General features: G+C 37.9%; 20 protein-coding genes and 1 tRNA gene. 4 read left to right on the top strand and 17 right to left on the bottom strand.

All coding sequences use genetic code 11. The features are described from left to right. Nucleotides 1–107: 107 nt before the first annotated feature. Nucleotides 108–581 (bottom strand): FKBP-type peptidyl-prolyl cis-trans isomerase, encoded by a 474-nt coding sequence (locus KO502_RS16325; protein ID WP_216023643.1) that lies wholly within the window; start codon nucleotides 579–581, stop codon nucleotides 108–110. A 243-nt stretch (nucleotides 582–824) separates the two neighbouring features. Between KO502_RS16325 and KO502_RS16330 the strand changes: the two genes are divergently transcribed. Further along, a tRNA-Arg gene (locus KO502_RS16330) sits at nucleotides 825–900 on the top strand. Nucleotides 901–1,027: 127 nt separating this feature from the next. On the opposite strand, the gene KO502_RS16335 is transcribed toward KO502_RS16330, so the two are convergent. The 14 genes from KO502_RS16335 to KO502_RS16400 all read right to left on the bottom strand — a co-directional run bounded on the left by KO502_RS16335 (nucleotide 1,028) and on the right by KO502_RS16400 (nucleotide 14,378). Then, on the bottom strand, nucleotides 1,028–1,219 hold the full coding sequence (locus KO502_RS16335; protein ID WP_216023644.1) for a hypothetical protein: 192 nt from the start codon (nucleotides 1,217–1,219) through the stop codon (nucleotides 1,028–1,030). A gap of 87 nt (nucleotides 1,220–1,306) precedes the next feature. Further along, nucleotides 1,307–1,918, bottom strand: coding sequence for an urease accessory protein UreG (gene ureG, locus KO502_RS16340; RefSeq protein ID WP_216023645.1), 612 nt, complete (start codon nucleotides 1,916–1,918; stop codon nucleotides 1,307–1,309). A 68-nt stretch (nucleotides 1,919–1,986) separates the two neighbouring features. Next, nucleotides 1,987–2,709: an urease accessory UreF family protein gene (locus KO502_RS16345; protein WP_252730819.1), complete on the bottom strand. Its 723-nt coding sequence runs from the start codon at nucleotides 2,707–2,709 to the stop codon at nucleotides 1,987–1,989. Next, complete coding sequence (locus KO502_RS16350) at nucleotides 2,699–3,199, bottom strand: urease accessory protein UreE (protein WP_216023646.1); 501 nt, start codon at nucleotides 3,197–3,199, stop codon at nucleotides 2,699–2,701. Before KO502_RS16350 ends, KO502_RS16345 begins: the two co-directional genes overlap by 11 nt. Nucleotides 3,200–3,399: 200 nt before the next feature. Further along, complete coding sequence (ureC, locus tag KO502_RS16355) at nucleotides 3,400–5,103, bottom strand: urease subunit alpha (RefSeq protein WP_216023647.1); 1,704 nt, start codon at nucleotides 5,101–5,103, stop codon at nucleotides 3,400–3,402. A gap of 1 nt (nucleotide 5,104) precedes the next feature. Next, the gene (locus KO502_RS16360) at nucleotides 5,105–5,455 is read right to left on the bottom strand and encodes an urease subunit beta (RefSeq protein WP_216023648.1); all 351 of its coding nucleotides are present in this window, start codon (nucleotides 5,453–5,455) and stop codon (nucleotides 5,105–5,107) included. Between the two features lie 424 nt (nucleotides 5,456–5,879). Next, nucleotides 5,880–6,182 carry an urease subunit gamma gene (locus KO502_RS16365; protein ID WP_216023649.1) on the bottom strand — a complete coding sequence of 101 codons (303 nt, stop codon included), beginning with the start codon at nucleotides 6,180–6,182 and terminating at the stop codon, nucleotides 5,880–5,882. Between the two features lie 79 nt (nucleotides 6,183–6,261). Then, nucleotides 6,262–7,224, bottom strand: coding sequence for an urease accessory protein UreD (locus tag KO502_RS16370; protein WP_216023650.1), 963 nt, complete (start codon nucleotides 7,222–7,224; stop codon nucleotides 6,262–6,264). A gap of 188 nt (nucleotides 7,225–7,412) precedes the next feature. Continuing rightward, nucleotides 7,413–8,108, bottom strand: coding sequence for an urea ABC transporter ATP-binding subunit UrtE (urtE, locus tag KO502_RS16375; RefSeq protein ID WP_216023651.1), 696 nt, complete (start codon nucleotides 8,106–8,108; stop codon nucleotides 7,413–7,415). After that, nucleotides 8,108–8,947: an urea ABC transporter ATP-binding protein UrtD gene (urtD, locus tag KO502_RS16380; RefSeq protein WP_216023652.1), complete on the bottom strand. Its 840-nt coding sequence runs from the start codon at nucleotides 8,945–8,947 to the stop codon at nucleotides 8,108–8,110. Before urtD ends, urtE begins: the two co-directional genes overlap by 1 nt. After that, nucleotides 8,947–10,104 (bottom strand): urea ABC transporter permease subunit UrtC, encoded by a 1,158-nt coding sequence (gene urtC, locus KO502_RS16385; RefSeq protein WP_216023682.1) that lies wholly within the window; start codon nucleotides 10,102–10,104, stop codon nucleotides 8,947–8,949. Before urtC ends, urtD begins: the two co-directional genes overlap by 1 nt. Nucleotides 10,105–10,142: 38 nt before the next feature. Beyond that, complete coding sequence (gene urtB, locus KO502_RS16390; protein ID WP_216023653.1) at nucleotides 10,143–11,804, bottom strand: urea ABC transporter permease subunit UrtB; 1,662 nt, start codon at nucleotides 11,802–11,804, stop codon at nucleotides 10,143–10,145. Nucleotides 11,805–12,031: 227 nt separating this feature from the next. Then, the gene (urtA, locus tag KO502_RS16395; protein ID WP_216023654.1) at nucleotides 12,032–13,315 is read right to left on the bottom strand and encodes an urea ABC transporter substrate-binding protein; all 1,284 of its coding nucleotides are present in this window, start codon (nucleotides 13,313–13,315) and stop codon (nucleotides 12,032–12,034) included. Nucleotides 13,316–13,409: 94 nt separating this feature from the next. Then, a complete protein-coding gene (locus KO502_RS16400) occupies nucleotides 13,410–14,378 on the bottom strand; it encodes a porin (protein ID WP_216023655.1) in 969 nt (322 codons plus the stop codon). Between the two features lie 349 nt (nucleotides 14,379–14,727). Here KO502_RS16400 and KO502_RS16405 point away from each other — a divergent pair, with 349 nt between their 5' ends. Together KO502_RS16405 and KO502_RS16410 are read left to right on the top strand one after the other, a co-directional pair. Beyond that, entirely contained in the window at nucleotides 14,728–18,096 is a 3,369-nt protein-coding gene (locus KO502_RS16405; RefSeq protein ID WP_216023656.1) for an ATP-binding protein, read from the top strand. Next, nucleotides 18,086–18,976 carry a response regulator transcription factor gene (locus KO502_RS16410; protein ID WP_216023657.1) on the top strand — a complete coding sequence of 297 codons (891 nt, stop codon included), beginning with the start codon at nucleotides 18,086–18,088 and terminating at the stop codon, nucleotides 18,974–18,976. Before KO502_RS16405 ends, KO502_RS16410 begins: the two co-directional genes overlap by 11 nt. Before the next feature lie 203 nt (nucleotides 18,977–19,179). Here KO502_RS16410 and KO502_RS16415 read toward each other — a convergent pair whose 3' ends face one another. Together KO502_RS16415 and KO502_RS16420 are read right to left on the bottom strand one after the other, a co-directional pair. Further along, nucleotides 19,180–19,317, bottom strand: a complete 138-nt coding sequence (locus KO502_RS16415; RefSeq protein ID WP_216023658.1) for a hypothetical protein — start codon at nucleotides 19,315–19,317, stop codon at nucleotides 19,180–19,182. 358 nt (nucleotides 19,318–19,675) lie between these two features. After that, nucleotides 19,676–22,045 carry a CHASE domain-containing protein gene (locus tag KO502_RS16420; protein WP_216023659.1) on the bottom strand — a complete coding sequence of 790 codons (2,370 nt, stop codon included), beginning with the start codon at nucleotides 22,043–22,045 and terminating at the stop codon, nucleotides 19,676–19,678. A 204-nt stretch (nucleotides 22,046–22,249) separates the two neighbouring features. Here KO502_RS16420 and tkt point away from each other — a divergent pair, with 204 nt between their 5' ends. Beyond that, nucleotides 22,250–24,238, top strand: coding sequence for a transketolase (tkt, locus tag KO502_RS16425; protein ID WP_216023660.1), 1,989 nt, complete (start codon nucleotides 22,250–22,252; stop codon nucleotides 24,236–24,238). Nucleotides 24,239–24,405: the final 167 nt, after the last annotated feature.

The following is a 24,405-nucleotide window of genomic DNA, read 5'->3' on the forward strand; positions in this document are numbered from 1 at the left end:
AAAAACAAAGCCCGTTTAGGTGAACTAAACGGGCTTTGTTTTTTATAAACTTATTGTTTTCTATACACAGTTATCTCTGACCTTGAACAAGCCGCTAGAAAAACAGGTTATTTAATTTCAAGTAACTCGACATCAAAAATGAGCGTTGAACCAGGACTTATTTTACCTGCAGCGCGATCACCATAAGCTAAATTTGAGGGAATATAAAAACGCGTTTTTTCACCAACCACCATTAATTGCACACCTTCAGTCCAACCTTTGATTACTTGATTTAAACCAAAACTAATCGGCTCGCCTCTATCAACAGAGCTATCAAACACGGTACCATCAAGTAAAGTACCATGATAATGCACCTTAACTTGCGATGTTGCATTAGGATGATCACCCCCTGCACCTTCTGTTAATACTTGATACTGTAAACCAGAAGCTGTTTCTATTACTCCTGCCTCACCTTTGTTCGCTGCTAAAAATTCATCACCTAATTTAATGTTAATCTCTGCCGCTGCTTTATTACTTTGTTGACGCATAATAAAAAAGACGATCAAACCAATAACAACAGCCAATAATATAAACTTACCCATTTAATATACCCTTAATAGTTACAAACAATTAATTATACAAAGGATGCTACTTTATTACGTGCTCATTAACTAGAGTAAGCTAACTTAATTTTAGCCAAATAAATATCGGCCTTAATTACGACGGTTCATTTAGGTAAATAGTGTAAAGGAAAAGCACAACATTTTATAAAAAACGAATAAAAACATTAACAAACAGAAATAATATGATTAAAATAATCGATAATTCTACGCACTATCTACAATGTCTCTATAGTTTAACTGGATAAAACTGCGGCCTCCTAAGCCGCTGCTCTGGGTTCGAGTCCCGGTGGAGACGCCATTTTTACTTATTTTTTACCATCAAAACAGTTTTTCACACATAAAAAAGCACTCTATGCTTTTAGGTCATTGAGTGCTTTTATTGAGTTTTTGATGTCTAGTTACCGTTAAAGTTACGGCAGGCCTTATTACTTAGTTTTATTTGTTTTTTTACTTTTAAACCACGTATAACCTTTGTAAACCACTAAAGCGAAAAGCGCCCAAAAAGTAATGTGGTAAAAGGTATGCAGTGAGCCTTCACCTAATGCGTGATCAGTGTGAGCAAATGCTTGACTGGTAAACAAGCTTAAAAAGCTAATAAAAAGTGTTAAAAATTTCATAATGAATCCTTAAATTTAAAATGTGTGATGTAAGTTAATAAATAATGTAAAACGTGCTATCTCGTCAGATACTCGTCGCCAATGAAATTAAATTTTCAACATGCCTTCAGTTTCAATGAATTCAATAATATCACTTAAACCTTGTTGAGTTTTCATGTTCGAGAAAATGAATTTTTTATCGCCGCGCATTTTCTTAGTGTCTCTGTCCATCACTTCAAGTGATGCACCAACTAAATCAGCAACATCAATTTTATTGATGATCAACAAATCTGATTTGGTAATGCCTGGGCCACCTTTACGTGGAATTTTATCACCGGCTGACACATCAATAACATAAATGGTTAAATCAGATAGCTCAGGACTAAAGGTTGCGCTAAGGTTATCGCCACCGCTTTCAACAAGTACAAAATCTAAATTAGGATGACGCTCTTGTAACTCGTCTATTGCCGCTAAATTCATTGAAGCATCTTCACGAATAGCAGTATGCGGACAACCACCTGTTTCAACGCCCATAATTCTATCAGCTGCTAAAGCATCATTTTTTGTTAAAAACTCAGCATCTTCACGAGTGTAAATATCGTTAGTCACAACAGCCATATTATATTTGTCGCGTAATGCTAAACATAACTCGCGTAATAAAGCAGTTTTTCCTGAGCCAACAGGACCACCAACACCAATACGTAAAACTTGTTTTTTCATGTTATTTTCTCTTCTTATCTTTTAAATAGGTTTTTAAGCAATCTTTTTGAACAAAGTTCAAGAGATAATTACGAACGAAAAAGGCGCGAATATTGTGTTTCGTGCCAAGCACTTGCCATGGCTAAATGCGGTAAGCTAGTGCCTATTTCGTCGTCTACTATACTGTTTGCTTTTTCAATAATTTGTTGGGTATTTTCAGTTAATTCAAACAACAAGTTTTGTGCTTGGGTTTGACCTAATGGAACAAGCTTAGTTGCTGCTGCCACTTGGTTATCAATATATGTCCAACAATAACCACTTTGGGCTGAAATTAAATCAAGCTTAAATATATAAGCGCATAAAGCAAAAGCGCTAACAAAACTGATTTCTTTGGACGCAATAATTTCTTGATAAGCACTTACATCGATTGTATCAAGTTGTTTTATCAATCGAATTAACGCTTTGCCCATAGCTAAATCAGCCAGTAATAATTCATTACTTTCACGACAAGCAATTAAATGTGTATTCCAATAGTCAAAATCATTTAAGTCATGGTTAGCCAATGCCGTGAATAAACGTTTTAAAATTGCTAAATCAGTTTGTGCTACCGACTCTTCTAAATTAATAGTTATCCAACTCGCGGTTGTTTCGGGTGATGTTAACCAACCCATTTCCACCGCATATTCTAAGCCTTGTGAAAAAGAGAAACCGCCCACCGGTAAATTAGCGCTACATAGCTGCAATAGCCTATTTAATTGAATAGGGTTAGCTTGTGGCTTTAGCAAATGAGCTTCAGCCTCGTTAGTGATCATGTGAATGTCCGTGGCCATTACTGTGGCTATGTTCATAGTCGTGACTGTGAGCATGCCCACCACTACCTTTTGCATAAGCGCCATTTTCAGGTTCAAAAATAGTTGGTGTATGATCAACGGTTAAACCGTATTTTTCAGCTAACTCTTCTAATACATAATCCGGTTTAAAGCGCACCCATAACTCACCAATTTGTAATGAGGTATGGCGATTACCTAAGTGATAACACACTTTACAAAAGGTTAGCCAATCAGTTGCCGTACAAGTAGCTACGGGCTCATCAGCGCCTTTAATTTCAATGAATAAACCACACTCTGTTTTTAATACTTCACCGATTAATAACGGGTGACCACGCTCCATAAAAATACCTATATCTGCACCGCCATCGGTGACGCCTTTGATACGAGCTTTTTTACGGGTGTCTTGATCTAAGGTAATTGAATCAGCAATTTCGCTGTGAACGTGATCAAAACGTTCGAATGCTTGTAACATATATTTTCCTAAATTATTTATTCTGTACTTTTTAAATGTACTTTTAACTTTTCTTTTAATTGCTCTCTGCAAAACCTATGTTCAAAATAGAACGTTCCTTAGGCAAAGCCGTCGAATTTTTAATCTTGGGAGCATATGACTATATGTGACTAAGATTCAAAATGACGACAATGCAGCATAAGAGCGTTATATGAAGAACATTAGAATAAGGTATAAAGTTGGGCTAGTGGTAGAGACTCTGCTGGCTCACAAGTGAGTAACTCACCATCTGCACGCACTTCATAAGTTTGTGCATCAACTTCCATATGAGGTTGCCAATCATTATGGATCATATCGGCTTTACCAATATTTCGGGTGTTTTTACAAACCCCAACCATACGAGTCATGCCTATTTTTTCCGGCACGCCGGCATCAATTGACGCTTGTGACATAAAGGTCATAGACGTTTGTGCAGCAGCGCTGCCATGAGCACCAAACATTTTTCTAAAATAAACTGGTTGTGGCGTTGGAATCGAGGCATTGGCATCACCCATAGGTGCTGCGGCAATCATGCCTGATTTTAAAATTGTCGCCGGTTTAATACCAAAAAATGCCGGTTTCCATAACACTAAGTCAGCCAATTTACCGACTTCAATCGAGCCAACTTCATGGCTTATGCCGTGGCTTATTGCAGGGTTAATGGTATATTTTGCGATATAACGCTTAGCTCTGAAATTGTCATTACGATCAGTATCTGGTGCTAACGCGCCACGTTGTTGTTTCATTTTATGAGCCGTTTGCCAAGTACGAGTGATCATCTCACCTACTCGTCCCATGGCTTGTGAGTCAGACGAGATCATACTGATAGCGCCTAAGTCGTGCATAATATCTTCCGCGGCAATACTTTCTTTTCGAATACGCGAATCAGCAAAGGCAATATCTTCAGGAATAGACGGATTTAAATGATGACAAACCATCAACATATCTAAATGCTCATCAATAGTATTAACCGTATAAGGTCTTGTTGGGTTGGTTGATGACGGTAAAACATTCGGCTCACCACAGGCTTTAATAATATCAGGCGAGTGTCCGCCGCCTGCGCCTTCTGTGTGGTAAGTATGAATGGTTCTACCTTTAAATGCGCCTAAGGTATCTTCTAAAAAACCAGACTCGTTTAAAGTATCGGTATGAATAGCGATTTGCACATCATAACGCTCAGCAACCGATAAGCAATTATCTATGGCAGCAGGAGTTGTGCCCCAGTCTTCATGAAGTTTTAAACCACAAACGCCAGCTTCAATTTGCTCTTCAAGGGCGATAGGTAAACTAGCATTACCTTTACCTAAAAAACCAAAGTTCATTGGAAAGTCATTGGTGGCTTGCAACATTTTATAAATGTACCAAGGGCCTGGCGTACAGGTAGTCGCTTTAGTACCTGTTGCAGGGCCTGTACCACCACCAATCATGGTGGTAACACCAGACATTAAGGCTTCATCAACCTGTTGCGGGCAGATAAAATGAATATGCGCGTCGATACCGCCTGCTGTTAAAATTTGACCTTCGCCAGCAATAACTTCAGTACCTGGGCCAATTTCAATATCAATATTATCTTGAATATCGGGGTTACCCGCTTTTCCAATAATAGTGATGCGACCGTCTTTTACGCCAACATCAGCTTTGACAATACCCCAATGATCAAGGATCAAAGCATTAGTGATCACTAAATCAACGGTATCGGCACATGATGCTTGGCTTTGTCCCATGCCATCACGAATAACTTTGCCGCCACCAAAGGTAACTTCTTCTCCGTACTCGGTGAAATCTTTTTCTACTTCGATCCATAAATCAGTATCAGCTAATCGAACTCGGTCTCCTGTGGTTGGACCGAACATGTGTGCGTACGAATTTTTATCAATAGTAGCCATGTTATTTCTCTCCCTTTGCAGCGGAATCAGTAGCAGAATCTGTAGCGTCTAGCTCGCCTTGAATATCCGCTCTAAAACCAAATACGCGGCGCTTGCCGCGATAAGCAATTAAGGTAACTTCTCGCTCTTGCCCTGGTTCGAAACGGACCGCGGTACTTGAGGTAATATCCAAGCGGTAACCACGGGTTAATTCACGCTCGAATTTCAACGCGCTGTTCACTTCATAAAAATGATAATGAGAGCCAACTTGAATCGGTCGGTCGCCTGAATTAGCAACGGTTATTTTTAACTGTTCACGACCAACATTAAGTTCGCGGTCACCGCTGTCTGTTTTTATTTCACCTGGGATCATAATGGCTTCTCTTTACGTTGAAATATTTAAATACTTTATGGGCTCTTTACTTTAAGAGAGCTTCACAACTTTTTGCATTTTTAGTTATTATCTTCTCTACTAGCATTCTTGTTTTCTATTTTGTCGCGGTGGCGACGACACCAAAAGGGATGCTGCCTCCGGCATCCCTCTTGACTCCCTCGGAGCTGCTGCTCAAGTGTAATCCTACATTACAGGTAATATATTCGACCTAACAGTAATGAAGGCACATCCATGTGCCACATTACTTTTGCCATCTTCCCTGATGGCAATAGGTGAATATTACCTTTCATTACGGCACTTGAACCAAGCAGAGTTGGTGCCTGCTGATAAAATAGTGTTTATTCTGATATAAAATCATTGCGTTGAGCTTTCATATTTTATTAAAATATTTACTAAAATTTCACTAAATAATCGGGTTGTGTACCGTAACTAACTTAGTGCCGTCAGGAAACGTTGCTTCAACTTGTACATCATGAATAAGCTCGGCAACACCGTCCATCACTTGCTCACGTGTTAATAACGTACGTCCATAATCCATCATTTCGGCAACGGTTTTACCATCACGGGCACCTTCAATGATTTCCATTGAAATATACGCCATCGCTTCAGGATAATTTAATTTAACGCCACGTTTTAAACGTCTTTCAGCTAATAATGCTGCCGTAAAGAGTAATAGTTTGTCTTTTTCTCTTGGTAATAAATCCATACATTTCTCTACTTTTTAATTACTATTTTGTTAAATTACTATTTAACCGAGTTCAGGTTATTGATTAATAAATCGCTAATTAAGTATGCCAAACTCGCGGAATATTAGCTGCTTTATTAAGATATAACGGTCTTATTTGTTGCCATAATTGAACAAACAACGCTTTACATTCTTCAGCGTGTTGGCCTAAATACCGGATCACTAATAATTGGCGTATTTGACTAATACTTACCTTGTACTCAGCATTTGCAGCAATCATGGTTTCGCGCAGCTTTTCAAGCAATACTTTATTGTCATTTTCACTTAACAGCCCACTAGGAGCATAAGCCATAAAAGTGGCAAAAACATTATGCTTGTTCAAGCCGGCCTTATGATGATGAATGTTATTGTTCGATTTAATCGCAATTCTATCGTGATAAATTAGCGTGCCCGCACAATACACTCGATTTAATTGCGTATAACGACCCTGCTTAAAAGGTTGTTCTGAGCTAGGTAAGCCTAAACAAGTTATATCCCAACCTAAATAAGCACTCTCATTTTGTAAATGTACATCTACGGTATTAAAGCCATCAGCACCCTCGTAAACAATAGTTTCTAGCGGAAAATTTTCACATATTGCTTGATTTGCTAATACCAGTTCACAGTGTTGAACTTGTTTCGAGTCGCCAATGGTTAAGTCTTCACGGGCACGATAAAAACGATTAGCGCCTGGGGTTGTCACTAAACTATGAGCGTTTTCATTCACTTGAATATTAATACGCAGTTCATCACCAGAAACAATTCCTGCTGGCGGGTGCAATAAATAGATATGCGCACAATCTAGCCCTTCAGGATAAAATGCTTTTTGAACACTTAATGGGCCATTACGTTTAGTGCGAGTTAGCTGAGTGCCATTTGGCGTAAAGCTAAACTCTAGTGATAAGTTAGCAAGCCATGAATTTTTAGTTATAGTACTGCTTTTATTACACGTACTTCCTATAGCCTTTGCTTCTGACGCATCAACTGTAGTTATTGCTGAGTTCTCTGTAATTACTTCTGCCATACTTACTATCATATTATTGCTATTTAACGGGTATCTAATGCTTAGCTATGACTAACTAACCATAAGCCACTCACAAGATAACTAGGTTATTCAATCTACATTAAGTGATACCTTACGGGAATAATCTATTTTATGATTAAAAATGCCCGTAAGTATATGCCACTATTTAATTAAATAACCTTAATTGCTTAAACCGCTAAATATTTGCCTACTAATTCATCGGTTAGTTCAGGCATTGGCCCTGTAGCAATTACCTGTCCTTTTTCCATTAATACAAATTCTTCACCGACAGCACGAGCAAAAGGTAATTTTTGCTCAACTAATACAATGGTCATACCGTGATCTTTATTAAGCTTTAATAAAACGTCACGAATTAACTGCACAATATTAGGTTGTATCCCTTCATTTGGCTCATCAAGAATTAAGATATTTGGATTTAATACTAGCGCGCGAGCAATCGCTAATTGTTGCTGTTGTCCACCCGATAAATCACCACCGCGTCTGTGTAGCATTTCTTTTAATACAGGAAACAACTCATAAATATGTTCAGGTATGCCTTTGCTTTTTTGACGCTTACAGTTGAGGCTAACTTTTAAGTTTTCTTCAACGGTTAATAATGGAAAAATATGACGACCTTGTGGTACATAACCGACGCCAATTTCGGGACGAGACTCCACCGAGTTTTTCGCCATATCTTTATCGTTAATAACAAGCTTGCCAGCACTAATAGGTAACATACCCATAATTACTTGCAGTAAGGTAGTTTTACCTACCCCGTTACGCCCCATAATACAGGTACGTGAGCCTTTTTTAATTTTAAGGTCTAAATCCCATAAAATTTGTGTGCCGCCGTATTTTTGATCTACCGAGGTTAGTTCAATCATTATGCTTGTGCTCCTACTGACTTCTCTGCTGAGCCGCCATCTTCACCGAGGTAAACTTTAATTACCTCTGGGTTTGCTTGAATTTCAGACATAGATCCTTCCGCTAAAACCGTGCCTTGATGTAATACTGTAACTTTTCTAGCAATTGAACGAACAAATGCCATATCGTGTTCAACCACAATAACTGAGTGTTTACCGGCTAATGAGGTTAATAGCTCAGCAGTACGTTCAGTTTCTTGCCCTGTCATACCGGCAACAGGCTCATCAACTAGTAATACTCTAGGCTCAGCCGCGAGTAACATACCAATTTCTAACCATTGTTTTTGACCATGCGATAAACGACCTGCAGGGTAATATGCTTCTGCAACTAAACCAATAGTTTGGAGGATTTCACCAATGCGATCATTTTGCTCGCCGCTAAGCTTATGAAATAGCGAGGTAATAATACCTTTATCGCCAGCTAAACTTAATTCAATATTTTCAAACACCGTTAGCGCTTCAAATACCGTTGGTTTTTGAAATTTACGACCAATACCTGCTTTGGCAATTTCCGACTCATCCAGTTTAAGTAAATCAATCTGTTGACCAAAGTTTACTTTACCTTTATCAGGACGAGTTTTACCGGTAATAACATCCATCAAGGTGGTTTTACCGGCGCCGTTAGCACCAATTAAACAACGTAACTCACCATCATTTATGTAAAGATTTAAGTCATTTAAGGCTTTAAAACCGTCAAAACTTACACTGACGTCTTCCACATATAAAATAACACCATGACGTGTGTCAGGCTTAATATTTTCTGTCGCGGTAAGTGGACTACCTGATTTATCTACAATCATTACTTAACCTCCGCTGTTGTGGCTTCTTTTTTGTCTTTAACTTCTAGTTCTTTTGACTCGTCACTTTTGAACATTGACATTTTGTCAAATAAGTTCGGTAACAAACCGGCAATACCTTTAGGTAACAACAAGGTAACCAGTACAAATAATCCACCTAGCGCGAATAACCAAGCTTCTGGCATAATCGCAGTAAAACGTGTTTTGGCGTAACTCACTACAATCGCACCGATAATTGCGCCATATAAAGTACAACGACCACCAATAGCCACCCAAATTACCATTTCAATTGAGTTAAGTGGCGAGAATTCGCCTGGGTTGATAATACCTACTTGCGGCACATATAAAGCACCGGCAACACCCGCAAGCATAGCTGATACTACAAATATCCATACTTTATAATGCTCAGGTTTGTAGCCAACAAAACGTACGCGGCTTTCAGCATCACGGGTGGCGGTAACTACTCGGCCCATTTTAGAGTTAACAATGTAGTTACTGATCCAGTAAGCTATAGCTAATGCTACTGCGGTAATAATAAATAATGCTAACTTAGTGCTTGGCTCTTGTAATGAGAAGCCTGCAATTTCTTTAAAGTCAGTTAAGCCATTGTTACCACCAAAGCCCATTTCATTTCTGAAAAACGCTAACATTAATGCATAAGTCATGGCTTGGGTCATAATTGACAAGTAAACACCACTAACACGTGATCTAAAGGCCATTGAACCGAACACATAAGCAAGTAAACCAGGGCCAATAAACACCATGGCAATCATCCAAAAAATACTGCTAGAGCCTGCCCAGAACCAAGGAAGTTCAGTCCAACTTAAAAATACCATAAAGTCTGGTAAGTCTGGGTTACCGTATACACCACGGTCGCCAATTTGACGCATTAAGTACATGCCCATGGCATAGCCACCTAAGGTGAAAAATGCACCGTGCCCTAAACTTAATATACCGCAATAGCCCCAAACAAGGTCAACCGCTAAGGCCAATAAGGCGTAACATAAGTATTTACCAAATAAGCTTACCGTATAGTCACTTACGTGTAGGAATGAACCTTCCGCGAAGAACAAGTTACAGATAGTTACGTAAAGTGTGGCAATAAATAAGGTGCCTACCACCACATGTAAATGGCTTAATGTTTTAAACATTTTTTGCATTGAAAAATTCTCAGTAGCAAGTGTAGTTGAAGTAGTCATTAGTCTGCCGCTCTCCCTTTTTGAGGAAACAATCCTTTAGGTCGTTTTTGAATAAACAACACTAAGCCAACTAGCACAATAATATTGGCTAATACCGAGCCTACTGCCGGCTCTAAGAACTTATTAATTGAACCTAATGACATGGCCGCAACTAAGGTTCCCCATAAGTTACCAACACCACCAAATACAACCACTAAGAATGAGTCAATAATATAAGCCTGACCTAAGTTTGGACCTACGTTAGTTAGCTGACTCAAGACAACACCAGCAACACCAGCAATGCCTGAGCCTAAACCAAAGGTAATTGCATCTACCCAGTCACTTTTAATACTTAATGCACGTGCCATATCACGGTTTTGCGATACTGCTCGAACATGTAAACCTAACGCTGATTTTTTCAAAATAAGTAGTAAGGTAAAGAACACCATTAATGAGAAAATAATGATATATAAACGGTTATACGTTAATGAGAATACAGGGTTAATTACCCATGAACCTGTCATCCACTCTGGCGCTTGTACTTGACGGTTAAGTGGTGAGAAAATGGTTCTAACTAATTGTTGTAGAATTAATGAAATACCGAAAGTAGCAAGTAATGTTTCTAGCGGGCGTCCTTTTAAGTAACGAATAACGCCGCGCTCGATAATAATACCAACAAAACCTGACACTAAAAAAGCTGCAGGTACTGCCATTAATAAGGAGTATTCAATTAAGTTAGGGAAAGCTAATTGAATAACATAAGTGGTATAAGCACCTAACATCATCATTTCGCCATGCGCCATATTAATAACGCCCATAACACCAAAGGTAATAGCTAAACCAATAGCAGCAAGTAATAACACTGAGCCTAAGCTTAAACCGAAGAAGATGTTTTCAACCACTTCAAAAAAGCTACGTTTGTCTTCAATAGCGTTAATAACTTTCGTTAAGCTTTTCGCTAGCTCTTTTTGCTCTGCAGTTTTGCTTGTTTCAGGTAATGCATTAAGCATTTTCACCATGGTATTTTTTACCGATGGCTCTAAAGTGTCTTGAAGTTGGGTAATAGCCGCCATTACCTGTGCATGATTACCCGTTTTAAGCTGGTTCAATAATAGAGTAACGTTCATTAGTTCACGAACGTCTTTGTCTTTTTCTTGGCTAATAAGTGACTGTACCGCCTCAAGTCCAGAAGCTGATGGGTTATCCAGTAACTGTTTTACCGCCTGAATACGCACGTCTTTATTTTTATCGGTCAAATCTATTTTCGCGATAAAACTACGAATATCACCACGTAAACTATTGTTAGTTCTAACTTTACGTATTTTAGATTTTTTAACAGGCGATAAAGATTCATCAGTTAATACATTTTTTAACGCATAAAGTGAGTCGTCATTTTTTAAAGCACTGACAACGGTTTTATCTGCTTTTAAATAATAAAGATCTCCATTAAGCATAAGTTCTAGCACGTTACGTGTGCGATCATCTTTAATTGCCGCTATTTGTTCAACTAGTGGTAACATTTTTTTAAGTTTAGTGGCAGGGAGTTTACTCACTAACTCTGTCAGTATAGGGTCTGTAGCTGTATTTTCAGCATCAGTTAATACCGGTGTATTAGCTAGAGCTTGCCCAGATATAATAAAGCTTAGTAATACTGTAAGTAGTACTGAGAATATTCGCTTCATAGCTCATTCCTTTTTAATTTTAAATCTGACGGTCATAGTACTTTAACTATTTCCGTCTACTTACGTTTCGCACCTATAATCAAAAAACTCTTTCTCTGTAACTTTTCTCTTATTAGCAACTAAAAAGCGCTTTGATCATAGAGTGAATTAACGCAGCTTTTTTCTTATACAATAAAAAAAGCTCAGCTATCAATGGGATAGATAGCTGAGCCAACGTTAGGCTAAACTTAGAAGTTTTGGCCTGAACACTTAGCGGTTTTCACATCGAAGTTGCCGCATTTAACAGGTGCTGTCCAATCTGAAATTAAGTTTTGAGAGCTTGGTAAAAAGTCTGACCACGCGTCACCAATCACGGTACCAGGAGTTTCTGAAACCACTTCAAATTGACCATCTTCTTGAATTTCACCAATAAGTACTGGCTTAGATAAGTGATGGTTTGCATTCATTACTGCAATACCGCCAGTTAAGTTAGGTACAGCAATACCAATTAAACCTTGCTCAACAGCGTCTACGTCTGTAGTACCTACTTTTTCAACCGCTTTGGCCCACATTTTAAAGCCAATGTAAGTTGCTTCCATTGGATCGTTAGTTACACGCTTTTTATCACCAATGTATGCTTTCCAGTTTTCGATAAACTCTTCGTTTTCATCAGTTTCAACACTTTGGAAGTAGTTCCAAGCCGCTAAATGACCAACTAATGGTTTAGTGTCAAAACCAGAAAGTTCTTCTTCACCAACTGAGAATGCAACCACTGGAATGTCTTCTGCTGAAATGCCTTGGTTACCTAACTCTTTGTAGAATGGAATATTAGCATCGCCGTTAATCGTTGAAACTACAGCAGTTTTCTTACCAGCTGAACCAAACTTTTTAATGTCTGATACAATACCTTGCCAGTCTGAATGACCAAACGGTGTGTAGTTAATCATAATATCAGCGTCTTTCACGCCTTTAGACTTTAAGTAAGCCTCAAGTATTTTATTAGTTGTGCGTGGATAAACGTAATCAGTACCCGCTAAAACCCAACGCGTTGCGCCAATATCATCCATTAAGTAGTCAACGGCAGGTATCGCTTGTTGGTTTGGCGCAGCACCTGTGTAAAATACGTTTTTAGATGACTCTTCACCTTCGTATTGTACTGGGTAGAATAATAAGCCGTTTAGCTCTTCAAGTACTGGTAATGCAGATTTACGTGATACTGAAGTCCAACAACCAAAAATAACATCAACCTTTTCTTTAGCTAATAATTCACGGGTTTTCTCAGCAAATAACGGCCAGTTTGACGCAGGGTCAACCACAACGGCTTCTAATTTCTTACCTAATAAACCGCCGGCTTTGTTTTGCTCTTCAATCATCATTAAAACAGTGTCTTTTAATGTGGTTTCAGAAATAGCCATAGTGCCTGACAAAGAATGTAGTACACCAACTTTAATGGTGTCTGCTGCGTAAGACATTTGCGCCACTAAGCTACTTGCAATGATTGAGCTTGCGATTATTAATTTTTTAAATTTCATTTTATTATCCTGTATAATTATGTACTTAAAAGGGGAGTAAAGGTACGCGTTAGCTGGTTAGCATGAATGCGTACTTTTAAAGTAGCGGTAGCGCTTAGAAAGTAACTAACGCTTCAACTGCGAATGAGTTAGCGTCTGCGCCTGCAGTACCTTCATTACTGTCCATACGGTATTCAAATACCATTAATAGGTTATCGTTTACTACATAGCTTGGAGAAATGGTGATACCACTTGACTCTTCTGTTGCAGCACCTGTTAATGAGTTTTCAACTTCCCAAGCGTTGTAACGTAACGTTAAACCAACTTTGTCAGTAAATGCGTAGTTAACCATTGCTAAATAGCCTGATGCTTCAGTGTCATCACCAGCAGTGTTATCTGCCATGTTATACTCAAGACCAATAGTTAATGGACCCGCTGCATAACTACCCCACAAGTTAATCATGTCAATATCTTGGCCTGTAGCTGTTTCATCCATTGAATAAAATGCTTTTAAGGTGATTGCTTCTGTTGGCATAAAAGCAAACATAGTTTCAATGGCGGGAGAGTCAGCATTAAAATCTTGAGGGCCGGCTAACGAGTTAACAACTGAAACAGCAACAGCAAATTTATCCGCGCTGTACATACCTGAAACACCTTGTTGGTAGTAACCGTAGAAGTATTTGGCGTAACCAGTACCTGAATATTGGTATAAACCAGTAGGCTCTTCAGCTTCGAAACCTGAGTAGCTTAGGAATCGACCTGCTTTTACACTGATGTTATCTGTATATGCGTATGTCATGTAGGCTTGTTCAAGATCGACACCATCAGCATTAGCGTCACTGCTTTGATATTCGATATCAACGTTAACAGATAACTTATTACCAAAATCATAGGCAAGATCAATTTCTGCTTGGTCAAGCCCCATTGAAGGATCAGCACCATCTAAATCTGATGAGTAATAAGACATATCAACAAAGCCACTGATACTTAGTGGATCTTTAACTTCTTCGGCTTGTGCCGACAAAGCCCCTAAGGAAAGAAATAATGTCGCTGCTACGGGTGTTAATTTTGTTAAAAATTTCATGTTGCGCTTCCAATGTTTTAAGTGAATAAAATGTGATGGTTATCTTTTTAGTTGATAACTTGACACTAAGACTATTTTGAACTGGGTTTAGTATGTCGATTAACGTCAACAAGTAACATTCGTAAAAGCGCGCAACAGACTACGCATAACTACGCATATTTTTTTACCGGAAAATATGTAAGATGTCGCTCATCCATAAATCTGATAACCTAGAGCAGACAGACACAAGCTTTTAAATTTATAATAAATAAGCCTAAAATGAGTTTAAAAGGTAAAATCAATACAAGTTCGCTATTTATCTTTCAAAAACAAGCAATACTCAACAACCCTTTAATTAAGTTATTTTTGTATGCAAGCCAATCAGAAAATATTACCTAAACGTAGAATCTACAATAAGCTTGTTGCCAACGAGATGATGGAAGATTTTGCTTTGCGCTTTACCGCAAGACGTGCCAGACATTGGTCACTAAGCAGAATTGCCGCAACCGCATTGGGTATTGTGTCGTTTTTAGTATTAGAAGCAATTGGCGGTGCTATCACCCTTAACTACGGTTTTACTAATGCTGCTTGGGCTATTTTAGCGATAATATTTGTAGTCTTTATTACCGGCTTACCTATTAGTTACTATGCGGCAAAATATGGGGTTGATATAGATTTACTCAGCCGTGGAGCAGGTTTTGGTTATATTGGTTCAACCATCGCTTCACTTATTTATGCCTCTTTTACTTTTATATTCTTTGCCCTTGAAGCGGCCATTATGTCAATGGCCTTAAAAATACTGTTCGGGCTCCCCTTAAGTATTGGTTATATCGTTAGTGCTGTTGTGGTTATTCCCCTAGTTACCCACGGCATTGCCTATATCAGTCGTTTTCAGGTATGGACACAACCTTTATGGATATTTTTACAATGCTTGCCGCTATATTTTGTTTTTAGTCATGAAGGTAATCAATTACAAGGTTGGATTGAATTTAACGGTGATGCCGGCGAAAGTGGTAGTTCATTTAATATTTTATTGTTTGGCGCGGCATCGGCCGTACTACTTTGTTTAGTGGCACAAATTGGCGAGCAGGTCGATTTTCTACGTTTTCTACCAGAAAAGCCTAAAAAGAAAGCATGGCGTTGGTGGGCAGCGCTTATCGCTGCAGGCCCAGGTTGGATTATATTTGGCGCATTAAAATTATTACTCGGCTCTTTTTTAGCTTACCTTGCATTACAACAAGGTATTGCCGCTGATTTAGCCGATGATCCTGCGCATATGTACCAAATGGCTTTTGGTTATGTTTTTGATAATGTAGATTTCGTCGTAATTGTCGCTTGTACTTTCGTCGTTGTTTCACAATTAAAAATTAATGTCGCCAACGCTTATGCTGGCTCATTAGCTTGGTCTAATTTTTTCTCTCGAGTAACACATAATCATCCAGGTCGTGTAGTGTGGATGGTGTTTAATGTTGCAATTGCCCTACTTTTAATGGAATTAGGCATTTATCAAACCATTGAAAGCATGTTATCTGTTTATTCGGTATTGGTGTTAGCCTGGCTCAGCTCAGTAGTTGCCGACTTAATAATTAACAAGCCGCTTGGATTAAGTCCTAAACATATTGAGTTTAAACGATCGCATTTATACGACATAAACCCTGTTGGTGTCGGTTCAATGTTTATTGCTTCACTTGTCGGTTTTACTGCCCATTTTGGTTGGTATGGTGAAACCATTAAAGCCCTCGCCTCTTTTATTGCCTGTGGTTTACCTTTTATTACTGTGCCGTTAATCGGTTGGTTAACTAAAGGTAAATACTATTTAATTGATGAAAATAGATCTGAAATTACCCAGGTAACACAATGTCATATTTGTGAGAATAGCTTCGATAAAGAAGATATGACTTTCTGCCCAGCTTACGGTAAAGCTATCTGTTCCCTATGTTGTAGTTTAGACGTTCGTTGTGGCGATCAATGTCGCACTAAAGCCACCTTATCAAAACAATCCTATGATTTTTTTAAAACGTTTTTCAGTGAAACGGCTTTACGCAAATTTTCCACACCATTAATGCACTTTGTTGCTTTAACACTTGGTCTTAGCTTAATTGGTGCGAGCATAATTTTCCTTATCTATATTCAATTACCGATGGAAAATAGTGAGATAAGAGCCGTTTTTGCCAGTACTTTAATTAAAATATTTTTTGTATTGGTCATTATTATTGGTGTGGTCAGTTGGCTATTTACGCTAGCCCGCAGTAGTAATGTACTTGCTATGCGTGAATTACGCTCGCAAACGAGAGCCTTAGAAGATGAATTTATTGCCCATGAAAAAACATCAATGGCCTTAAAAGATGCTAAAGAAATTGCCGAAGCCGCAAATAATGCCAAAAGTAGATACCTTGCGGGGTTAAGTCATGAGCTAAGAACACCACTGAATGTGTTATTAGGTTATGCGCAACTATTAAGTCAAGATCAAGAGTTACCCAGACAACAACGAGAGCGCCTTGGTATAGTAAAACGTAATGGCGAACATTTAGCCGACTTAATTGAGGGCTTATTGGAAATATCTAAAATTGAAGCAGGTCGCGTCACTTTACAGCGCGATGAGTTTAATTTTAAAGCCGTATTACAACAACTCGTTGATATGTTTCAAATGCAAGCTAGTCAAAAAGGCTTAAAATTTCACTATGTAACCAAAGGCTTGGTACCAGAATACGTTGCCTGTGATAAACAGCGGTTACGACAAATATTAATTAATTTAATTTCTAACGCCATTAAATATACCGAAAAAGGCTCAATTACTTTTGAAATGAGTTACCGCAGCCAAGTTGCACATTTTAGTATTAGCGATACTGGAACAGGTATTTCGCTAGAAAACCAAGAGTTGATTTTTAAACCGTTCGAACAAATAAGAAATACGCACACGCAAGCGATTGGTGGTACAGGTTTAGGACTGACTATATCACACTCTTTAGCTGAGTTAATGGGTGGAGAAATAACCTTATCAAGCACTCTAGGACAAGGCTCAACATTTAAATTTCGATTAATGTTACTGTCTGTTCATCGTGAACAAAGTCAACCAGAGTATGCTAAAACCAAAGCTATTGGTTATGATGGTAATCGACAAAATATACTAGTCGTTGATGATGATGACAACCAACGCCAACTGATGCATGATTTATTATCACCACTGGGTTTCACACTTTATAGTGCCGCCGATGCCGAACAAGGCTTTAACATACTTGAAGATAACGACATTGATCTTATTTTGCTCGATGTACGCATGCCCAAAATGGATGGCTGGCAAATGGTTCAGTTATTACGAGAAAAACTGTATTTAATGCCCGTTATTATGGTGTCTGCCAATGCCCGTGATGCCGAGTTTAACCTGCAAGCTGAAGGTTATCATAACGACTATATTGCGAAACCGTTAAACTTTGATACTTTATTAGGTAAAATTGGTGGCTTACTTGAATTAAACTGGCAGTATCAAAATATTCAACAAACTAGTGATTCAAAAGTAACGAGTAATACTCGAAAACCGTTAGCAAAATCGGGAGAATACCAAGCCTTAATGGCGTTAGCTGAAATTGGTTATTTATCTGGTTTTAAAGATAAGTTTACCGAATTAAAAGAACATTATTATTTACCTGCCGAAATAGATTCTCAATTAACTGAGTATCTTGAGTTGTGTAATTTCCCTGCCATTATTCAGTACTTAAATGAGTTAAACCATGAAGAATAAAATTAGTGATGTTGTACTGGTAGTTGATGACTCCCCAGAGTCATTAGGCATGTTAAATGTCGCCTTAAATACCCAAGGCTATACAGCTTTAGTTGCTTTAAACGGATTACAAGCATTAGCGATTATCGACAAAGTTGAGCCCGATGTTATTTTACTCGATGCTGTAATGCCTGAAATGGATGGCTTTGAAACCTGTAAACAACTTAAACAATTACTACCCAACACGCCTATTATATTTATGACAGGTCTTACTGATATCGAGGATGTAGTAAAAGGCTTTGAAGCTGGCGGTGTTGATTATGTGACTAAACCTATATCACCGGACGAAGTTATTGCGCGCATAAAACGACATGTGCAAACAGCTAAACAAGCATTAAGTGCACAAAATGCATTAGATCATGCAGGAAAAAATGTTTTTTGTGTCAATAAACAAGGCCGTTTATCTTGGGCTACACCTTATGTTCATGAATTTATTGAGCAAATTTCAACTAACGATAAAAGCCCCTGGGCGACACTTGCTGAAGTTATTGAACGGTGGTTATCTAATGAGCACCAACAAAACTTAGTAATAGAATTGTTCAGTGAAACAGTTACTATTTACTACGAACGTCAACAAGACGATATGCACTTATTAAGTATTGTAAAAACTAAGCAAGATAAGTCTCCAAGTGACTTACAACAAGCTTTACCGGTAACGAAACGAGAATCAGAAGTGCTTTACTGGGTGTCGTACGGTAAAACCAGTTGGGAAATATCGCAAATACTAACCATGAGCCCAAGAACAGTAAACAAACACCTTGAGCAAATTTATAAAAAACTCGGCGTTGAAAATCGCACCTCTGCGGCAGCTATTTCTATTCGAATCTTAGAAGCCGAATGAAAGGTTAGTTAATAAACGTCTATTTACAATAATATAAACAAAAATTATACATGTTTTCATACCGCTCTAAATGAACACTTAATTAATGAAATTGGTATAAATTATCACGACAACAAGAAAAAAGCCTCTGTACAGTCATTGACTCAGTACAGAGGCTTTATATTTTCATCGCAATGAACTTAATAACAATGGATTTATCTTTATTATTCTTCCGATTGCGTAATCTCTACATCCATGTACTCCGCAACAGAGTTACTACTCAACATTGCGGTCACCGCCATGATAATTACAGCAAATATCACAGTGGTTAGTTTAAATCCTTTCGAGGATGAGTTATTCATTATTTTTTTGACCTAATCAGTTATGTCTTATTCACGAGTTTTACCTCTTGGTTTTTCGACTTTTTGCGACGACATAGCCTGTTTTATTTATTGTTAATTTGTACTATTTATGTACAGGCAAACTGACACTAAACCATTTTGTTTTTCATTACAAGTTTTTTACGAAATCATTATATTTTAATGAAAAAGATACAAATTATTTTATCTAGCACTCTAGCTTCAGAGTTTCTTTAACTACCTTGGTAAAATAAGCAAGGAAAATTTCGCGTCAATAGCAGGTCTATTGCAAGTAAATTTAACAATAAAGGAGAGAAAATAGAGGCTAGAGAAAGAATTTATTAAAGCGAACTCAGGTTATTTATTCCAATAGGTCAAATGTTAGCGCTTGTTGTGCTTCTTGTTCTTCAGGGGAAGATACAATAACTTTAATCGAAGAGTTTATTACCCCTGCTCCTGAGCTTAACACTCCTAAATTAGTGTCTCCTCGCAATAATTGACTGTATTTAATCGCCATGGCTAATACTGTGCTTCCGCTGTTTGCTTGTTTATATTTTTGTTGAGTAAACACTTCTGTGTTTAAACCGCCTGTAGCGGGTTGCAATGATGATAAAGTAAAAAACAAGCTCGCCGATGATTTTTGTGCTTTGTGTGTATGTAGTTTAATAGATAAACGTAACATGTCGGTCTCTAATACTTGATGAGCACTTTCAATTAAACAATGAAGCAGCTTTTGAATATACAACTCATCACTATTAATATAGGGAGGCACACTTTCATCAATCAAAAAGAAAGTCGATTTACTTGCAGAGTGATTACTCGCTTTAATCACCGACTCCATACGTTGTAAAAAACCATAAAAATCAAAGCAATCTGTTTTCGGAGTGATTTTACCTGATTCAATATTAGACAAGTCCATCATAGTATCGAGTAATAACGAAATATTACTGCCTGCATGGCTAATTCCTGTTACTTCTTTATTGTTAATACCTTTTTTCTTTAACTGTTCAACAAAAGATTTGAGTGCCTGTAGTGGCACTCTAAGCTCGGTATTTAACACTTGTAAAAAATTACTTTTTGCTGAGCTTTTGTTCTCTGATTTTTCTTTTGCTACAATAAGCGCTCTGGTTTTAACATTTACCTGTAAAGCTAACTCTCTTGAATAAGCCGCCATCATCAACACTAACATTTGAAATAAAACCGCACCTACCGTACCGCCAATAAGTACCGCCCATGCTTGCCAGCTTTGCTCTTGACTAAACCATGTTTTTTTTTCTGCAAGATTAATTTGCCAATTTCGTGAAAAAACAGGTAAATTAATTGTGTCTGTATATCTATTTTTTACCGCAAGGTTTTGGCCAAATAATGTGAGCTGCTTATTATTCGAAATATCTTGAATAAACAAATTGATATCTAAAGACTTTTGTTTCGCTAAGCGTTCAAAAAAAGGTTCAAGTTGTACAACCGCCACCACAAAGCCTAACAATTTTTTATCTTTAATTACTGATATTTTTTGCTCCGGAACATTTTTAAGTGTTGCATTTTTAGTTACTCCTGTTGTTACCGGCATCGAATAAACCGCCTTACTAAACAACATAGCTGGGCTTGATAATTCATCTTGTTTTAACATAATTGGCGCACTAGCAATGATATCATTACTATTTTCAACATTTTTCATTGATAATATTTGTTGCGGATTACTATACACATCTAAACCTAAAACAACTCGATTACCATGTTGAGGATAAATATAATACAAGGGAGCGTATCGATTCCGCGCTTGTGCTATGGTAATTTTCCCATTAGCTAAACGCTCTTTAATTTTATAGTCTTGTTGCAGTGTAATTGTACCTTGAGTTTCAAAGGCTTTGCGCTCAGTAAAAGGAACTATTGGTGCCCATTCAATTGCTCGAACACTTGAGTGCTGCTTAAAAATACTTTTACTAAACAAGTTAAATTCAGTTAATGAAACATTTTCACTGGCTTTAAAGAATGCAGAAATACTATTGATCTTGTTTTCTATTATTTCAATTTCTGCAAGCATTAAGCGTTGAATTTCCAATGTAGATTGCATAAATAGAGCTTGTCGATAATGTTGCTGTTCATATTGTGATGTTTTTAGTAATAAAAAAATAACCAAACCACCTAGTAGAGAAGTCCCCCCTACAAACAAACGTTTAGTGAATATAAACTCTTCCCTATTTTTAATAACTAATAACAAAGGTATAAAAAACACGGCAACCAACATGCTGGCTGACCAAGTACTCATAAAAGTATAAATAAAGCTACCTTGCATCACTTGATTATCGAGCATGGAAATCACTAACACCGCGCTAGCAGAAACTAAGCTACCAATAGGGCCAATACGTAATAAAAAGAAAAACAGATGCTTTCTTGAGTTTATCCATTTTTTATAATGAATAAACCGATAGGCTAGATGCCGTGTCCAAACCCCTTGTAATGTTATTGCTAACACAGCAATAGTCATTACGGCTAAACTGGCATCTAATTGATAATAATAGCGAATACACAGTGCCAATACCGGGCTAGCTATTAATACAGCAATAAATGGGGTCACGCTCCATATCAGCAACAAACCACTCATTAACGCTGCCGAGGGCCCAACAAAGTTAACAATCGATTGCGGATTGAGCATATATATTGAAGCCATAGCGGTTAAAAAATATAAAATGGCAGCAATCAATGTATGTGTAAAATGGTGTCGCATCATAGGCAATAATTCAAGGTTGGAAAATTCATATCATCAATCTGTTAATTCTGCTAATAATTAATATTATCACTATATTATCCAATATATTTAACTGACAGATAAAATAATCGCAAAAATAACATAATATCAATTGCGCTACCTGTCTTGGTAAGCGAAAATACTGCCAATTTTTATTCTTTCAAGTCGATTAAATCTGGAGCTATTATGTCATCGCGTCAAGAACTAGCAAATGCTATCCGTGTATTAAGTATGGATGCTGTACAAAAAGCAAAATCAGGACACCCTGGAGCGCCAATGGGGATGGCAGATATTGCCGAAGTATTATGGCGTGACTTTTTAAAACATAATCCTACTGATCCTAACTGGGCCGATCGCGACCGTTTTATCTTATCAAACGGCCATGGTTCAATGCTTATTTATTCTTTATTACATTTATCAGGTTACGACTTATCTGTTGATGACTTAAAAAACTTCCGTCAGTTACACTCTAAAACACCTGGTCATCCTGAATACGGTTATACCCCTGGTGTTGAAACGACAACAGGTCCGCTAGGTGCAGGTATTGCAAATGCTGTAGGTATGGCAATTGCCGAGAAAACTTTAGCAGCGCAATTTAACCGTGAAGATCACGCTATTGTTGACCATTTCACGTATTGCTTCTTAGGCGATGGTTGTTTAATGGAAGGTGTTTCTCATGAGTCTTGTTCTCTTGCTGGTACTCTAGGTTTAGGTAAACTGATTGCTTTTTGGGATAACAATGGCATTTCAATTGACGGTGAAGTTGAAGGTTGGTTTACTGACAATACTCCTGCTCGTTTTGAATCTTACGGCTGGCATGTCATTGAAGTTGATGGCCATGACGCACAAGCTATTACTCATGCTATTGAAGAGGCTAAATCAATTACTGATAAGCCAAGTCTAATTTGTTGTAAAACGATCATTGGTTTTGGCTCACCAAATAAATCAGGTAGCCATGACTGTCACGGCGCACCATTAGGCGATGATGAAATTGCTGCAACGCGTGAATTTTTAAATTGGGAACATCCTGCTTTTGAAATTCCAGCAGATATTTACGCACAATGGGATAGAAAAGAAAAAGGTCAACAAAGCCAAACTAGTTGGAATGATAAATTTGCAGCTTATAAAGCCGCGCATCCAGCATTAGCAAAAGAATATGAGCGCCGTGTTATTAACGGTGAATTACCAAGTGAATTTGAAGAAAAAGCAAACGCCTTTATTCAACAATGTCATGAAAGTAGCGAAAACATTGCTTCACGTAAAGCATCACAAAATGCGATTGAAGCCTTTGGTAGTATTTTACCTGAAATGTTAGGTGGCTCTGCTGATTTAGCCGGCTCAAACTTAACCTTGTGGTCTGGTTCAAAAGGTATTCAAGAAGATGCTGCGGGTAACTACATTTTTTACGGTGTACGTGAATTTGGTATGAGCAGTATAATGAATGGTATTTCATTACACGGCGGCTTTGTAAACTACGGCGCAACCTTTATGATGTTTATGGAATACGCACGTAATGCAGTACGTATGTCAGCGTTAATGGGTATTCAAAACATTTTTGTTTATACTCATGATTCAATTGGCCAAGGTGAAGATGGTCCAACACATCAACCTATTGAACAATTATCTAACTTAAGAACTACACCAAACTTAACAACGTGGCGCCCTTGTGATGCTACTGAAACAGCTGTTTCATGGAAAGCTGCGGTACAAAACCAAAAAGCGCCAACCGCATTGATTTTCTCTCGCCAAGGTTTACCAGCAATGAGTCGTACGCAAGCACAAGTTAGCGACATTGCAAAAGGTGCGTACATTTTAGTTGATTGTACTGGTACGCCAGACGTTATTTTAATGGCAACAGGCTCTGAAGTTGGCTTAGCCGTTGATTCAGCAAAAGCATTAACCGAGCAAGGTAAAAATGTTCGTGTTGTATCAATGCCGTCAACTAACGTTTTTGATGCACAAAGCAGTGAATATAAAGAAGCTGTTTTACCTGCATCAGTTACTAAACGCGTAGCTATTGAAGCTGCTCATGTAGACTTTTGGGCTAAATACGTTGGTTTAAGCGGTGCTGTTGTCGGTATGACTACCTTTGGTGAATCAGCGCCGGGTAACGTATTACTGGAGCACTTTGGCTTTACAGTAGATAACGTAGTAAATACAGTAAACAGTCTTTAATATTGGCTGAAAGTTATCACAAGCTCGGTAACGAGCTTGTGATAACATAGTTATAATTTATACCTGAACGATTCATATTGAAATTAAAAGTTAACTTATAAAGCTAAGTTAGAGCTAAGTTAACGTTCAACATTAAATTACTTCTCCACAGCGGTTAAATTGTCGCT

Source organism: Colwellia sp. E2M01 (assembly GCF_018860585.1).
GTDB lineage: Bacteria > Pseudomonadota > Gammaproteobacteria > Enterobacterales > Alteromonadaceae > Colwellia.

Excerpts from the sequence above, each read along its gene's own strand:
- KO502_RS16325 (WP_216023643.1), bottom strand. The coding sequence starts at position 581 with ATGGGTAAGTTTATATTATTGGCTGTTGTTATTGGTTTGATCGTCTTT.
- KO502_RS16335 (WP_216023644.1), bottom strand. The coding sequence starts at position 1,219 with ATGAAATTTTTAACACTTTTTATTAGCTTTTTAAGCTTGTTTACCAGT.
- ureG (WP_216023645.1), bottom strand. The coding sequence starts at position 1,918 with ATGAAAAAACAAGTTTTACGTATTGGTGTTGGTGGTCCTGTTGGCTCA.
- KO502_RS16345 (WP_252730819.1), bottom strand. The coding sequence starts at position 2,709 with ATGATCACTAACGAGGCTGAAGCTCATTTGCTAAAGCCACAAGCTAAC.
- KO502_RS16350 (WP_216023646.1), bottom strand. The coding sequence starts at position 3,199 with ATGTTACAAGCATTCGAACGTTTTGATCACGTTCACAGCGAAATTGCT.
- ureC (WP_216023647.1), bottom strand. The coding sequence starts at position 5,103 with ATGGCTACTATTGATAAAAATTCGTACGCACACATGTTCGGTCCAACC.
- KO502_RS16360 (WP_216023648.1), bottom strand. The coding sequence starts at position 5,455 with ATGATCCCAGGTGAAATAAAAACAGACAGCGGTGACCGCGAACTTAAT.
- KO502_RS16365 (WP_216023649.1), bottom strand. The coding sequence starts at position 6,182 with ATGGATTTATTACCAAGAGAAAAAGACAAACTATTACTCTTTACGGCA.
- KO502_RS16370 (WP_216023650.1), bottom strand. The coding sequence starts at position 7,224 with ATGGCAGAAGTAATTACAGAGAACTCAGCAATAACTACAGTTGATGCG.
- urtE (WP_216023651.1), bottom strand. The coding sequence starts at position 8,108 with ATGATTGAACTAACCTCGGTAGATCAAAAATACGGCGGCACACAAATT.
- urtD (WP_216023652.1), bottom strand. The coding sequence starts at position 8,947 with ATGATTGTAGATAAATCAGGTAGTCCACTTACCGCGACAGAAAATATT.
- urtC (WP_216023682.1), bottom strand. The coding sequence starts at position 10,104 with ATGCAAAAAATGTTTAAAACATTAAGCCATTTACATGTGGTGGTAGGC.
- urtB (WP_216023653.1), bottom strand. The coding sequence starts at position 11,804 with ATGAAGCGAATATTCTCAGTACTACTTACAGTATTACTAAGCTTTATT.
- urtA (WP_216023654.1), bottom strand. The coding sequence starts at position 13,315 with ATGAAATTTAAAAAATTAATAATCGCAAGCTCAATCATTGCAAGTAGC.
- KO502_RS16400 (WP_216023655.1), bottom strand. The coding sequence starts at position 14,378 with ATGAAATTTTTAACAAAATTAACACCCGTAGCAGCGACATTATTTCTT.
- KO502_RS16405 (WP_216023656.1), top strand. The coding sequence starts at position 14,728 with ATGCAAGCCAATCAGAAAATATTACCTAAACGTAGAATCTACAATAAG.
- KO502_RS16410 (WP_216023657.1), top strand. The coding sequence starts at position 18,086 with ATGAAGAATAAAATTAGTGATGTTGTACTGGTAGTTGATGACTCCCCA.
- KO502_RS16415 (WP_216023658.1), bottom strand. The coding sequence starts at position 19,317 with ATGAATAACTCATCCTCGAAAGGATTTAAACTAACCACTGTGATATTT.
- KO502_RS16420 (WP_216023659.1), bottom strand. The coding sequence starts at position 22,045 with ATGATGCGACACCATTTTACACATACATTGATTGCTGCCATTTTATAT.
- tkt (WP_216023660.1), top strand. The coding sequence starts at position 22,250 with ATGTCATCGCGTCAAGAACTAGCAAATGCTATCCGTGTATTAAGTATG.